Origin of the sequence: Nocardia acidivorans NBRC 108247 (genome assembly GCF_001625085.1) — a bacterium.
GTDB lineage: Bacteria > Actinomycetota > Actinomycetes > Mycobacteriales > Mycobacteriaceae > Nocardia > Nocardia acidivorans.
The window spans coordinates 1-13082 of the sequence record NZ_BDAW01000015.1 but is presented as its reverse complement, the minus strand read 5'-3'; the positions used below and the strand labels follow the sequence as shown (position 1 = coordinate 13082).

14 protein-coding genes are annotated in these 13082 nt (G+C 65.5%); 5 read left to right on the top strand and 9 right to left on the bottom strand.

Annotated features, from left to right (window positions below; translation table 11 throughout):
* Positions 1–3: 3 nt before the first annotated feature.
* Entirely contained in the window at positions 4–591 is a 588-nt protein-coding gene (locus NA10_RS09480) for a TetR/AcrR family transcriptional regulator (protein WP_067566188.1), read from the bottom strand.
* A gap of 90 nt (positions 592–681) precedes the next feature.
* Between NA10_RS09480 and NA10_RS09475 the strand changes: the two genes are divergently transcribed.
* Complete coding sequence (locus NA10_RS09475; RefSeq protein ID WP_067566186.1) at positions 682–1194, top strand: anthrone oxygenase family protein; 513 nt, start codon at positions 682–684, stop codon at positions 1192–1194.
* A 2-nt stretch (positions 1195–1196) separates the two neighbouring features.
* Complete coding sequence (locus tag NA10_RS09470) at positions 1197–1844, top strand: SDR family oxidoreductase (protein ID WP_067566183.1); 648 nt, start codon at positions 1197–1199, stop codon at positions 1842–1844.
* Positions 1845–2134: 290 nt separating this feature from the next.
* Here the strand turns inward: NA10_RS09470 and NA10_RS09465 are convergent, their stop codons facing one another.
* From NA10_RS09465 to NA10_RS09450, 4 genes are all read right to left on the bottom strand, one after another.
* Positions 2135–3223 carry an AI-2E family transporter gene (locus NA10_RS09465; RefSeq protein ID WP_245677125.1) on the bottom strand — a complete coding sequence of 363 codons (1089 nt, stop codon included), beginning with the start codon at positions 3221–3223 and terminating at the stop codon, positions 2135–2137.
* A 254-nt stretch (positions 3224–3477) separates the two neighbouring features.
* Positions 3478–4005, bottom strand: coding sequence for a DUF779 domain-containing protein (locus tag NA10_RS09460; protein WP_067566181.1), 528 nt, complete (start codon positions 4003–4005; stop codon positions 3478–3480).
* Entirely contained in the window at positions 4005–5528 is a 1524-nt protein-coding gene (gene adh, locus NA10_RS09455; RefSeq protein WP_067566177.1) for an aldehyde dehydrogenase, read from the bottom strand. Before adh ends, NA10_RS09460 begins: the two co-directional genes overlap by 1 nt.
* 91 nt (positions 5529–5619) lie before the next feature.
* Positions 5620–6927 carry a sigma-54-dependent transcriptional regulator family protein gene (locus tag NA10_RS09450; RefSeq protein WP_067566174.1) on the bottom strand — a complete coding sequence of 436 codons (1308 nt, stop codon included), beginning with the start codon at positions 6925–6927 and terminating at the stop codon, positions 5620–5622.
* Between the two features lie 297 nt (positions 6928–7224).
* Between NA10_RS09450 and NA10_RS09445 the strand changes: the two genes are divergently transcribed.
* Positions 7225–7455, top strand: a complete 231-nt coding sequence (locus NA10_RS09445; protein WP_067566171.1) for a hypothetical protein — start codon at positions 7225–7227, stop codon at positions 7453–7455.
* A 52-nt stretch (positions 7456–7507) separates the two neighbouring features.
* On the top strand, positions 7508–7939 hold the full coding sequence (locus NA10_RS09440) for a type II toxin-antitoxin system Rv0910 family toxin (RefSeq protein WP_067566168.1): 432 nt from the start codon (positions 7508–7510) through the stop codon (positions 7937–7939).
* A 128-nt stretch (positions 7940–8067) separates the two neighbouring features.
* Here the strand turns inward: NA10_RS09440 and NA10_RS09435 are convergent, their stop codons facing one another.
* On the bottom strand, positions 8068–8772 hold the full coding sequence (locus NA10_RS09435; protein ID WP_067566166.1) for a YczE/YyaS/YitT family protein: 705 nt from the start codon (positions 8770–8772) through the stop codon (positions 8068–8070).
* Between the two features lie 32 nt (positions 8773–8804).
* Positions 8805–10571, bottom strand: a complete 1767-nt coding sequence (locus tag NA10_RS09430; RefSeq protein ID WP_067566164.1) for an amidohydrolase family protein — start codon at positions 10569–10571, stop codon at positions 8805–8807.
* 167 nt (positions 10572–10738) lie between these two features.
* Here NA10_RS09430 and NA10_RS09425 point away from each other — a divergent pair, with 167 nt between their 5' ends.
* Positions 10739–11671 carry a LysR family transcriptional regulator gene (locus tag NA10_RS09425; protein WP_067566162.1) on the top strand — a complete coding sequence of 311 codons (933 nt, stop codon included), beginning with the start codon at positions 10739–10741 and terminating at the stop codon, positions 11669–11671.
* Positions 11672–11912: 241 nt separating this feature from the next.
* Here the strand turns inward: NA10_RS09425 and NA10_RS09420 are convergent, their stop codons facing one another.
* Positions 11913–12209: a hypothetical protein gene (locus tag NA10_RS09420; protein WP_067566160.1), complete on the bottom strand. Its 297-nt coding sequence runs from the start codon at positions 12207–12209 to the stop codon at positions 11913–11915.
* Positions 12210–12392: 183 nt separating this feature from the next.
* Positions 12393–12569 (bottom strand): hypothetical protein, encoded by a 177-nt coding sequence (locus NA10_RS36565; protein WP_245677114.1) that lies wholly within the window; start codon positions 12567–12569, stop codon positions 12393–12395.
* Positions 12570–13082 lie beyond the last annotated feature (513 nt).

Sequence of the window (13082 nt, the reverse complement as noted above, 5' to 3'; positions counted from 1 at the left end):
CGACTAGCCGAATACGCCCGCGCGGGCTCCGGCGAGTGCCAGGCGGGCGGCGTTGGCGGCGGTGTCGGCTGTCAGTTTCTCGCGAGTTATCAAGGCGCGGAAGTAGATCGGGGCGACCAGGGCTTTGACGCATTCCGCCGGATCGGTGCCCGCGGGTAGTTCACCGCGCTCGATGGCGCGCACGACCACCGGCAGGGCCTGGCGGATACGGTCGCGGAAGACGTGGCGCACCGTGTCCGGGGGGCGGGACGAACCCGCGGTCTCGGAGTGCATGACCGCCAGGACCGCCTGTCCCCCCGGACTTTTCACCCAGGCGACCAGACCTTGTGCGAGAGCGTCGAAGTCCGCTTCGATGGAACCCGTGTCCGGGATGGGGATTTCGGCTTCGGCGCTGTCCGCGAGCGCGTCGGTGATGAGCGCGTCCCGCTCCGGCCAGCGCCGATAGACGGTGGTCTTGTGCACGCCCGCGCGGCGCGCCACATTCTCCACGGTGAATCCCGCGTACCCCTGCTCGGCCAATTCGGTGACGGCCGCGGTCAATACGGCGGCGCGGACCTTGGGTCCGCGCCCCAGGGGTGCGCCAGGACTCATTGCAACTCTTTGGTGCGATATTGGATGCGGTGGGGCATGCTCGACAGTATCGCAACATGATGTTGCGATAGTCAACGACGGGAGTCACCCATGCTGTCGAGAGTCGTTCCAGCAGCGGCACTGCTGTTCCCCGGCCTGCTCGCCGGGGCCTTCGGCTATGGCGCGGTCAACGTCCTCTACGCCTTCCGCGAGGTCCCCCTCGATGTCCGATTCACCTTCCACACCGCCCTCATGCGCGTGAACGGCCCGGTCATGCAATCGCTTATGGCCCTGACCGTCCTGAGCACCCTCGCACTCGCCATCCACCGCACGGGCCGGTATCGATGGCTCGCCGCCACCGCGTCCGTTCTCGCGATCGGCTCATTCCTGATCACCAGGCTCGGCAATGTCCCCATCAACCAGAAGATCAAAGTCTGGGCCGTCAGCGGCCCGCCCGCCGACTACGCCGCCATCCTGCACCGCTGGGAAATATTCCATTTCGCCCGAACAGCCTGTGCCCTGACCGCATTCGTGCTGACCATCGCCGTCGTGGTCACCGCACGCGGCACCGCCTCGCCGGGCGAGGTGCGGCCGCTGCCGCGGCGGGTCGTCGTAGGCTCGTAGCCATGCGAATCGCAATCATCGGCGGACATGGGCAGATCGCACTCGCACTCACCGGGGTGCTCACCGGACGGGGTGACCGGGTGCTGAGCGTCATTCGGAATCCGGAGCACGCGGGGGATGTGAAGACGGCCGGCGGGGAGCCGGTTGTACTGGACCTGGAACAAGGGGGACGGGACGAGTTGGTCTCGGCCTTGCGCGGTGTCGACGCGGTGGTGTTCGCGGCCGGCGCCGGACCGGGAAGCGGGCCGAAGCGCAAGTACACCGTGGATCGGGATGGTTCGGTACTGCTCGCCGATGCGGCGGAGCAGGCCGGTGTGGGGCGGTTCGTGCAGATCTCGACCATGGGCGCGGGGCAGCCCGCCGCCGGTGGGGATGAGTCGTGGGTAGCCTATATCGACGCGAAGACGCAGGCGGAGAATGATCTTCGCGGGCGCGCACTGGATTGGACGATTCTGCGACCCGGCAGTCTCACCAACGAGGCCGCCACCGGGCGGGTACGACTCGCGGAAAGTGTTCCGGCGGGCCGTATTCCGCGCTCGGATGTGGCGGGTGTGCTGGCCGAACTAGTGATTTCCGGGGCGGGGACGGGCCGCGTTCTGGAGTTGATCGGCGGGGAAACCCCGATCCCGGACGCCGTCGCGGCCATCTGACCGAAACCCCTTCGGGCGAAGACCCTTTCGCGATCTGGGCCGCCGCGATCACCGTAGCGCGGCGGCCCAGTCGGGCCGGGCGGTCTGCGAGGCTGTGACGCCGGACCGCGAGGACCGGAACTCGCGAATACATCCGCCGCCCTTGCACATAGGTGGTCCGGACCGTGGTTTCCGGAATGCGGTCGTCTCGATGACGGGGTCGCGGTCGCGGATCAGGTCGGCGCTGACCCGGCCCGAGTATGGAGCAACTGATCGATGTCATCGAGGACCGGAAAGGCGCGCCCGGCAAGCTATTCGACGCTCGGCCCGAGATCCGCGCCTCCTCCGCTCCGCGTGCTGCGCGCGTCGATCTGCTCGCCCAGATAGCGCAGTACCACCGCGGCCACCGCCACCACGGGAACGGATAGGAACGCGCCGACGATTCCGTAGAGCGCACTGCCGACGGTAATGGCGAGCAGCACCACGACGGCGTGCAGCTGCATACTGCGGCTCTGCAGAATAGGTTGCAGCACATTACCTTCCAGCTGCTGCACCACCACGATGATGGCGAGCACGATGAGCGCGCTGGTCAACCCCTTGGTCACCAGGGCCACCAGGACGGCCAGCGCACCCGCGACGAAGGCCCCGACGATCGGGACGAAACCGCCCAGGAAGGTGAGCACGGTCAGCACCGCGGCCAGCGGAATCCGAAGAATCACAAGGCCGCCGCCGATCAGCACGGCATCGATGAGGCTCACCAACGCCTGGGTGCGAATGAATCCGCCGAGCATCACCCATACCCGGTTCAGCACCTCTTCGACATGCCGTCCGCTCCGGCGGCCCAGCACCGAATGCAGCCACGGCAGCAACCGCGGACCGTCTTTGACAAAGAAGAAGGTCAGCATGAGCACCAGGAACAGCGTGACAATCGCCGAGGTCGCCGAACTCACCCCCGCGAATACCCCGGACGCGATTCGCTCCGCGCTGGACCGCACCTTCCCGACGATCGCGTCGACCGCCGAATTCAATTGCTCGTCACCGATATTCAGCGGCGGACCGTGCAACCAATCCCGCACCCGATGCACACCCTCGGTGGCCCGGTCGGCCAACTCCGGCGACTGATCCACCACGGACGGCACAATCCCCGCGATCACCCCCGCCAATAGCGCGAGCAAACCCACCGTCGTAATCGACGCCGCCGCCGCGGGCGGCACCCCGCGCCCCACCAGCCACCGCGTCGGCGGCCACAGCACGGTCGACACCACCAGCGCCAGCAACACCGGCAGCACCGCCACCCACAATTTCCCGAGCACCAGCCCGAGCACCCACACCCCCGCCGCGATCGCGACGAGACACAGCGACCACTTCGCCAGCCAGATCAACCCCTGACCGATCACCACACCCCGGTCCGAGGCCGCCCCGGCCGTATCCCCGCCGGAAGACGTGGTGAAGTCATCGCCGCCGTTATCACTCACTGGCTCGCTCACGCCCACAGTCTGGCACGACATTCCGGACACCCACGGCACCTCCGATACCGCCCCAGCATGTCGACCCGCACCCCGGCACCACCATTTGTCCCACCCCAGCACCCGCCGTCATCCGGGTATGCCCGGCACGCCCGTCCCCGGCGACGATCCGAGACAGAAGGGCGGGTCTAGCGCCCCGGGACGGGGCAGGCGTCGACCGCTTCCGCGACCACCTGCGGTTCGGTAGCGGGGGCGGGGCGTTCACCGCGTTCGAAATCCGCGCCGGTGATCACGTCGATGTCGTTCAGGGCCGCCAGTTCGGCCGGTTCGAAAACTCTTCCGCGGCTGAGGAATCGGAAGCCCTCCGGCGACTCCAGGCTGAATCCCGAACCGCGACCCGGGACCATGTCGAGTACCAATTGGGTGTGCTGCCAGGCGGTGAACTGTGGCCCGGAGATCCACACCTGGGCGATATCCTCCGGTGGCGGGTCGGTGGCGGGCCGTTCCCCGGTGCGCAGGCGCAGGTCGAGCATTCCGAGCAGGACGTCTCGATCGCCAATGACGAATTCGCCTGCGGGATAACACATCGGGGCCGAGCCGTCGCAGCACCCGCCGGACTGGTGCAGCATAAGTGGGCCGTGCGCGGCGCGGAGGCGACGGAGTAGATCCATCGCCGCCGCGGTGGCACGCACCCGCCGGGGAGCGGGGGTGGGCATCAGAAGAAGCCCTGGGCCTTGCCCGCGTAGCTGACCAGCAGGTTCTTGGTCTGCTGGTAGTGGTCGAGCATCATGCGATGGTTCTCCCGGCCGATACCGGACTGCTTGTAACCGCCGAAGGCCGCGTGCGCCGGGTACTGGTGGTAGGTGTTGGTCCACACCCGACCGGCCTGGATATCGCGTCCGGCCCGGTACGCCACCGACCCATCGCGCGACCAGACGCCCGCGCCGAGCCCGTACAGCGTGTCATTGGCGATCTTGATGGCATCGTCGTAATCCGCGAACGAGGTCACCGAGACGACCGGGCCGAAGATCTCCTCCTGGAAGATCCGCATGGAATTGCTGCCGGTGAAGATGGTCGGCTGCACGTAGTAACCACCGGCCAGATCGCCGCCCAGGTCGGCGCGCTCACCGCCGGTGAGCACGGTCGCGCCCTCACCCTTGCCGATCTCGATATAGGACAGGATCTTCTCCAGCTGATCATTGCTGGCCTGCGCGCCGATCATGGTCTCGGAGTCCAGCGGATCCCCTTGGCGCACAGCCTTGGTGCGCACCACGGCGGCGCTGAGGAACTCGTCGTAGATATCTGCCTGGATGATCGCCCGCGACGGGCAGGTGCACACCTCACCCTGATTGAGCGCGAACATGGTGAAGCCCTCCAGGGCGCTGTCCTGGAAATCGTCATTGGCGGCCAGCACATCCGAGAAGAAGATGTTCGGGCTCTTACCACCCAGTTCCAGGGTGACCGGGATGAGATTCTGCGAGGCGTACTGCATGATCAAACGCCCCGTGGTGGTCTCACCGGTGAACGCGATCTTCTTGATCCGCGGGCTGGAGGCCAGCGGTTTACCCGCCTCGACACCGAAGCCGTTCACGATATTGACCACCCCGGGCGGCAGCAGATCGCTGATCAGGCCCATCAGGTACAGGATCGAGGCCGGGGTCTGCTCGGCGGGCTTGAGCACCACCGCGTTGCCGGCGGCGAGGGCGGGCGCGAGCTTCCAGATGGCCATCAGAATGGGGAAGTTCCACGGAATGATCTGTCCGACAACGCCGAGCGGCTCGTGGAAGTGGTAGGCGACGGTGTCACTGTCGATCTCCGAGAGCGAACCCTCTTGTGCGCGAATGGCTCCCGCGAAGTAGCGCAGATGATCGATGGCGAGCGGGATGTCCGCGGCCATGGTCTCGCGGATCGGCTTGCCATTGTCCCAGGTCTCGGCGAGCGCGATGGCCGGAAGGTTCTCCTCGATACGGTCGGCGATCTTGTTGAGGATCACCGAGCGTTCGGCGACCGAGGTCTTGCCCCAGGCGGGTGCGGCGGCGTGCGCGGCGTCCAGGGCGAGTTCGATATCCTCGGCGGTGCCGCGGGCGACCTCGCAAAACGTCTGTCCCGTAACGGGAGTCGGGTTTTCGAAGTACCGCCCCTTGACGGGTGCGACCCATTCGCCGCCGATCCAGTTGTCGTAGCGGGACTGGAAGGACATGGCCGCATCGGGGGTGCCGGGGCGGGCGAAGACAGTCATCGAATACTCCTCGATCTGCTGACAAACTTCGGTCAGATGTGATCCAGGACACTATGGCCGCGGCTGTTGCAGCACCGTTGCAAGAAGTCGGTCAGATGCCCAGTTTGCGGTCGAGTAGCGACAATTGGGCTTCCACCTGCGCGTACATCGACGAATTACGGTCCAGCGAACCGAGATACGCGCTCCACGCGGCAATATCGTCGCGGCCGTCGACCGAGCTGGTCCAGCGCGCGAGCAGGCGACGATCCCCCGCCGCGAGCAGCGCCGCGCGCAGCCGACCGTGGAGTTCGGCACGCAATTCGGCGATACCCGGTGCCAGCGAACGCGGCAGAATCGGTCCGGGATACTCGCACAGCGCGGCCGCCGCATCACCCCGGGCGAGCGCGCGCCGCACCCGGGTCACATCGGTCTCGACATCCATCAGCAGCCGATACGGTCGCGATCCGAAACCGTTCGCACCCACCAGCTTTCGGACGCGGGACAGCTCCGCCCGCACGGTCACCGGATCGAGTTCGGATTCGTCGAGCAGCATGGCGAGATGGTCCGCGCTCAAGCCCTCCGGATGATCGGCCAGCAGGAACAGAATCTCGGCGTGCCGCTGCGACAGGCGAATTCGCTCACCGCCGCGAATCAGCACCGGCCGTCCCGTACCCAGCACCCGCAAATGCGCCGTGGGCGAATCGTTGCGCACCGGCGCACCGAGCAGACCGAGGCGCAACTCCGATTCCACCGCCAGCACCGTGGCCCGGATCAGCGACAGCACCTCCGGCCCCGCGACGCGCGGACCACCGGTGATATCGATGGCGCCGATGGTCTTGCCGCTCAACGGATCATGCACCGGTGCGGCGGTACAGCTGAACTCGTGCACGGCCCGGCTGAAATGCTCGGCTCCGAAGATCTGTACCGAGTGATCCAGTGCCAGCGCCGTTCCCGGCGCATTGGTCCCGACCCGCTCCTCACTCCAATCCGACCCCTCCACGAAATTCATCCCCACCGCGCGATCCTTGACCTTGGGATCGCCCTCCACCCACAGCAGCCGCCCGCGCGCATCGCTGATGGCCACCAGCAGGCCGGCCTCGGCCGCATCCTCCACCAGCAGTTTGCGCACCACCGGCCGAATCGACGCGGTCGGATGCGCGGCCCGGTACCGCTGCAATTCCAGGCCCTCGAGATCCACGGCCCCACCGAACCCATCCGGATCGACCCCGCTGCTACGACTGCGCCGCCACGAATCCAGCACCACCGAGCGCACCGACCGACCATCCGGCCGAATCACCGGCAGCCGATCCACCCCCTCCAGAAATGACCTGTGCGCCAGCGAAACCCGCTCCGCCAGCCGCGTGACATCGTCATCCGGCCGGACCGCAACCCACGGGCTGCCCTGCGCGACAGTGCTCAATCGACGTCCTTCACCTTCCCCACCCCACTGTAACGCCGGTCACGCCGCGAGACGATCAGTCGGTTCGGTTCAGCAGACCGCCGAGCGGTGCAAGCACCAGTCGGGCCCGGGTCGCCCGCACCTTCTCCGACCGCGTGCTCGCGCCACGGTGAGCCCACGCCCGTTTCGCCGGGTGTGACGCAGCGCACAAAGAAGTATGCTGGGTGGATGCCCCCCAACCCAGGCTGGGTCAGACGGAATAGCTTTGCCGCCTGGTTCGGATATACGTCAATACTCGTCTCGTTCGGGACCTGCGCGATGGCATTGGCCGCTGCGGCCAGCGGATATGCCGGCTGGGCCCTGATTGCCGGTGGCGCGTGCGCCGCCACGGCGATCACCAGCCTCTCCATCTTCGGGTCCACGGTCCACCGCGACCACGTCACACACCACACGACACCGCGACTGCTCATGGATTGCTGGGAAGCGAGCCCGAACTTCGCGCAGGAGCGCGGCGTGCCCTCGGCAATCGAGCCCAAACGTCTCGAATAGTTCCGGGGACGCCCGGTTTAGCGCTACGCCATGTAACGGATACCATCGCGACGTGGCCAAGCTCAAGGTATCCGTAGACGTCCCGATCCCGCCCGACCAAGCCTGGTCGCACGCCTCGGATCTGCCCGAACTCGATAAATGGCTGACCCTGCACGAAGGCTGGCGCGGACCCGTTCCCGCCGAGCTCACCCCCGGCACCCGGCTCATCGGCGTGGCCACCGTCAAAGGCTTCCGTAATCGGGTCACCTGGACGGTCGAAACCGCCGAACCCCCGAACCGCCTGGTGCTGCACGGTTCCGGCATCGGCGGCACCAAATTCGGCATCGAACTCCGGGTGGCGCCCATCGCGACCGGCTCGAAGGTCACCGCCGATTTCGAACTCGGCGGCGCACCCCTGTTCGGCCCGATCGGCTCGGCGGTCGCCCGTGCCCTGCGCGGCGATGTCGAACGCTCCCTCGACCGGTTCGTTCGGCTCTACGGCTGACTCCCCCGTCGAACGCGTCTACCTCGAAACCCGCCTGACCGCCCCGGGCGAGTAGTTCGGCACCGAGACGAAGGGCCCGGAACCTGATGGTTCCGGGCCGCTGTCGAAATACGTTGCCCGACAGCCGATCACACCAAAGGCGTCATGCCGGGAAGAGCCGGTTGTCCTTTCCGCACCGCGAACCTCTTGTACAGGAAGAAGTACAGCTTCACGTACTGTCCGACGAGGACCGCGTTGATGAGCGTGCCTTCGCGAATGAAATGCGGTGCGCCGAGGAACAACAGGCCGATACCCGCGGAGAGAGCGAGCAGGGTGCAGTCGAAAACGGTCTTGATGTTCCCCCACTTCCGGCCCGTCCGCTGCTGAATGGTGTTGACGAACAGGTCGATCGGCATCAATACCAGGTTGGCGCGGATCATGAGGAAGAGGCCGAAGGCCAGCATCGCGTCGGCCCAGAACAACAGCGCGACATTGGCCGGGTACGCCCCGAATCGGATCCCCTCGGTGAGCCCCAGGTTGAAGTCGAGCAGCGAAGCCAGGATCAATGCCGGAACCAGCGAGAGCAGACTGCGGGCCCGAAATGCCCTGGGCCTGATCAGGAAGGTCGGGATGAGCATGATGACCTCGAGTATGAGGTTGAAGGTGCCCTGGCTGAGCGAGGGAATCACCAGCGTCATGGTGCGGGTGAGACTGCTCTGCGGGGATATGCCGATCCCCGCCCTGACGGCCAGGCTCAGACCCAGTGTCAGGATGTAGATTCCGGCGATATAGGTGACCGAGCGTCGCACCTTGTTTCCGGTGTCGATGACTCCCGCGTCCTTGTCCTGCTGCATAACGATCGCATCCCTAGTCCGAAGCAGCCCGGCTACTTCATGAACCCGAAGCGGTCGAGCGAGATGAACAGGGTGAGGAGTTTGTTGACCACCGGTTCGCCTTCGTTGTGGTTGCCCAGCTTCAGCAGGGCATCGTCGATCGAACGGGTGGCATCGACGAGTTCGGTGAGGTTCATATCGGCCATCACGCCGTAGAAGTCCAGCGGCAGAACGGCTTTCACCTCCCGGTCCGCGGTCACGAGGCAGCCGCCGACAAAACCGTCCAATTGCATCAGGTTGTCGCGCATCTCGGCGCTGTCGCCGCCGACGACCACGAAATAGGCCGACGGCGCGGGCCAGAACGTGGAGACCGCGCCGCGATCGATCGACACGCCCTTGAACAGTCCGTTCACCGTATGCCGCGCACCGTCGGCGTAGCGCTGCACGATGGAGATCCGATTCAGCCGCACCCCTTCGTACTCGGGTACGACCGCCCCCTCGCGGTACGGCACCCACACCTCCTGCGCGAACTTGGCATGCCCGCGGCCGTACACGTCGAACAGCAGCACCTTCGCCTGCGTGCCGTCGGGCGAAAGGTCGATCGGAGTGAGATCGAGCTGTTCGGCACGCAGATCGCCGAGGCCGGGCTCGGGTTCCCTGGCCAGGACCGAGTAGTCGATGCCGACCGGCTCGAGCAGCCTGCGGTCCTTGGCGACAAGCTTGCCGCCCTTGAACACGTAGCGGGGGTTGATCTTCGACAGGCTGTCGGTGAGGACGATGTCAGCGAATCGTCCCGGGCTCAGGGAACCGAGGTCGCGGTCCTTGTGGAAGGAGCGCGCGGTGTACAGCGTGCCCATCTTGATCGCCTTGATCGGCGGGATTCCCATTTCGACGGCCAGGGAGATGACCCAGTCGATATGACCCTGCCGCAGCACGCGATCCACCGAGATATTGTCGGCACAGAGCTGGAAGTTCTCGGCGGGCCAGCGGCGCTTCACTATGGCGCGCAACATGGTTCGAATGACCTCGGGACTGCCTACGCCGAACTTGATCTGGGTATTCAGGCCGTAGCGAATGCTTTTCTCGATATCGTCTTCGTTCCAGACGTCGTGGTTGTTGTCGACACCGATCGCGGGCATGTAATTCAGCAGCATGTCCGACAGCGAGGTGACACCCCAGTGGCAATTCACGAATCCCGCATTCGCCCGTCCGAGCGCGGACTTGCGGAAATCGTCGGCGTTGCCGGTCATATAGGACAGGTGGGCCAGCTCGCCCAGCCCGATGACCGGATCCATTGCCAGCATCGCCTCGGTGACTTCCGTCGAGGTCTTCTTCCCCGGTGCGAAGGCATAGAGTCGGTACGGCAGCTTGTCATGATCGGCGAAGAGCGCTCGGACCGCGTCGACCGCCTCGTCGCCGGCCGCGCTGGCGAAGTCGAGGGTCTCACCGAAGACCGTCGTCGTTCCGCTGGGCACGATCGCCTCGCCGAACGCCGCCGGATGCGCGAGCTGGGATTCGAAGTGCAGGTGCGCGTCGATCAGGCCCGGAATGGCGTAGAGGCCCTCACCGTCGAAGACTTCGCGGAATCGCGCGATCGATTCGTCTGGGTTCAACGCGATAATGCGCTGCCGGTGGACCAATAGCGTTCCGGGATAGACGGTTTCGCTGTGCACATCGAGGATGTTGAGATTGCGCAGCAGCAGATCGGCTTCCTGCTCGCCTTCCAGAATGCTGAAAATCGTCCGCACGTGATCATCCTGAGCGGCCACGTCATCGGCTGCTGTGCGCGCGGCGCCGGTAATCGAATCATGTTCTGGCATTGCGTTCCTCACGTTCTTTCGCACGTACTCGGCAACCGAACGAGGCCCGATATACCCGGCCCGTTGTGCCTTGCATTGATGGAACGCGATAGGCACCGTTGCTGACAAGCATCCGTTTTTGCACAATGCGTACTGAATTTTCGTACACTCTGCCGAGGAGGTGCCCCGTGCTCCATTCACGGTTGTTGCAGTACATCGACGAGGTCGCACGGCTGGGGTCCATCCGCGCGGCCGGTGCCGCGCTGCATGTCGCGCCCTCGGCGATCAACCGGCAAATCCTGCTTCTCGAAGCCGAACTCGACCAGCAGCTGTTCGAGCGCCTACCGCGCGGTATGCGCCCCACCCCGGCCGGCGAAGCGCTGCTCGCCCATATTCGGCGAACGCTTCAGCAATACCGTGAGACGGTCGCGGACATTCGCGATCTCCACGCCCTCGGCAGAGGCGAAGTCGTGATCGCCACGATGACCGGACTGGCCAGCAGCGTCGTCGCTACCGCGGCCGCGACCTTCCGCTCCCGCCATCCGCAGGTCCGGATATCGATTCGCACCATGACGACGCTGGACATCGTGCGGGCGATCGAGGACAGTGAGGCCGATCTTGGTCTGGGCTTCAATATCCCGGCATCGGCGCAGATCGAGGTCTGCTGGCAGCTGAACACCCGGCTCGGAGTCGTCGTCTCCCCGAATCATCCACTGGCCCAGATGGATACGATTCCGCTCGCCCAGTGCACGCCGTACCCGCTGATCTACGCCGACCGTTCCATGGTGATTCACGGCATTGTCGCCGAAGCCTTCGCCAATGCCGGTCTCGATGTCGAACCGGCCTTTCACACCAACTCGATCGAGACGATGAAACGGCTCGCCATCTCGGGCGAGGCCATCGCCTTTCTCAGCGAGTTCGATATCGCCGAGGAACTGCGCGACGGCCGACTCGCCTTCCGGCAGGTTCGCGACGCTTTCAGCAATAACGTCGTCTCTCTGGTGCGCCGGGAAAAGCACGGCCACGGCCTGGCAGGCTTCCTGCTCGCCGACGAAATAATGGGTGCGCTGCGGCCCGGAGAACCCCGGCCGACACCCGACCCGATCCGCCAGATCCCCTGAGCGCGAACGGATCCTCGAATCCTGCCGGACCGCTCCCGTAGTCGATGCCGCGCACGTCCCACAGCCAGACGCCGTCCACCCAGCGGTTGATCCACGGTGGCACGCAGGGCATCGCTGTTGTCGGTGGGTGGCAGCACCAGCACGTCGGCGCGCCAGTAGCGCAGGTCCGCGCGGGTTCTGCCGCGGGCGGGCTGGTCGATCACCGGAACCGTATTGAACATCCGGACCAGGATGAGCTGGTTCACTGTGGGCTCGGCTCGGCACCGTGGTGGGCCGACTTGTCCGCGGCGGCCGGGCCGACGAAATAGCCGCCGACAAGGGGGAAGGTGAAATCGGCGTCGAGTTGCCGACGCAAGACAATGACGTCGACCGCGGTGGACGGTGGCACCATCACCACCGAGCCGTCCGAAACATGCTGTCGCACAGTACCATCGGTGAAGAAGGGGGGTGCGGGCGGGTGCTCCACCACGGGCAGGATGGCCGGGGCGATGGGCAGCAGGCCCAGGCGAGTGCGCCGAACCAGGCCACGGACCGCCATTTCGTGCCGGAGGTCCGCCAGTACTCGATCGCCCGCTGGGCCGCCCAGGGTGACAGCCGATCCTACGCGAGCGACCTCAAACCAGCACAGCCCCTTGACTTTCCCGCCGCCCGGACCTGACCGGCTCGGGCGGTAAGAGCATGGTGTGCGATGACTCCGGTGTGAGAAAGCGAACCCCACCGGCTACAGCTCGAGTTCGGGCAGTGTCTCCACCTCGGTGATCGCGCGGCGATGCTCGAGCCAGAACCCGTACTCGAGCAGATCGCTTTCGAGCCCGTGCTCCAGATAGTGGCGATAGGCGCGCACCGAAGAGGCGAGCGGCGAGCGGACCCGTCCCACACGAATCTGTTTGCGCGCCATAGAAAGGACCAGGAACGTTGCGCCAATCCCGCTCGCTCCACACACCAAGCAGATACTCACTCGGCCGCCCCAACACACTCGCTGGATTCCCGCCCGCGATCGGAAGAGCATGCGAGATGGCCACAGTCGGCAAAGGATCCCAATACACGAGCACACGGTATCGATTCAGCTCGGTTGCCGCAGCGCACTCGACTGGCGCTATTACCGCGCACCGGAAACACTGTCGGCCAACTCGTTTGGACGGCTGACCAACGCCCGGGTAGCAGCATGAGCGGATATCGGTGTCGGGCGAATTCTGTAGACTCCCTTCGGATTGCTGGATTGCCACGTCCGAGATCGAGCGGGTCACATAGCTAGGGGGAACTGTGGTCGAATCAAGTTTCGGACTAGGGACTGCGGCTGACTTCCCCAACGACTCGCGGGAGTGGGTCCTGTTTTCAGCAATCTGCTCCGATATCTCGGCAGGTGCACCAGAGGGCTGGACCCGGATAGCTTTGTTGTCCACGGTATGCG

Excerpts from the sequence above, each read along its gene's own strand:
- NA10_RS09480 (WP_067566188.1), bottom strand. The coding sequence starts at position 591 with ATGAGTCCTGGCGCACCCCTGGGGCGCGGACCCAAGGTCCGCGCCGCC.
- NA10_RS09475 (WP_067566186.1), top strand. The coding sequence starts at position 682 with ATGCTGTCGAGAGTCGTTCCAGCAGCGGCACTGCTGTTCCCCGGCCTG.
- NA10_RS09470 (WP_067566183.1), top strand. The coding sequence starts at position 1,197 with ATGCGAATCGCAATCATCGGCGGACATGGGCAGATCGCACTCGCACTC.
- NA10_RS09460 (WP_067566181.1), bottom strand. The coding sequence starts at position 4,005 with ATGCCCACCCCCGCTCCCCGGCGGGTGCGTGCCACCGCGGCGGCGATG.
- adh (WP_067566177.1), bottom strand. The coding sequence starts at position 5,528 with ATGACTGTCTTCGCCCGCCCCGGCACCCCCGATGCGGCCATGTCCTTC.
- NA10_RS09445 (WP_067566171.1), top strand. The coding sequence starts at position 7,225 with ATGGCATTGGCCGCTGCGGCCAGCGGATATGCCGGCTGGGCCCTGATT.
- NA10_RS09435 (WP_067566166.1), bottom strand. The coding sequence starts at position 8,772 with ATGCAGCAGGACAAGGACGCGGGAGTCATCGACACCGGAAACAAGGTG.
- NA10_RS09430 (WP_067566164.1), bottom strand. The coding sequence starts at position 10,571 with ATGCCAGAACATGATTCGATTACCGGCGCCGCGCGCACAGCAGCCGAT.
- NA10_RS09420 (WP_067566160.1), bottom strand. The coding sequence starts at position 12,209 with ATGGCGGTCCGTGGCCTGGTTCGGCGCACTCGCCTGGGCCTGCTGCCC.
- NA10_RS36565 (WP_245677114.1), bottom strand. The coding sequence starts at position 12,569 with ATGGCGCGCAAACAGATTCGTGTGGGACGGGTCCGCTCGCCGCTCGCC.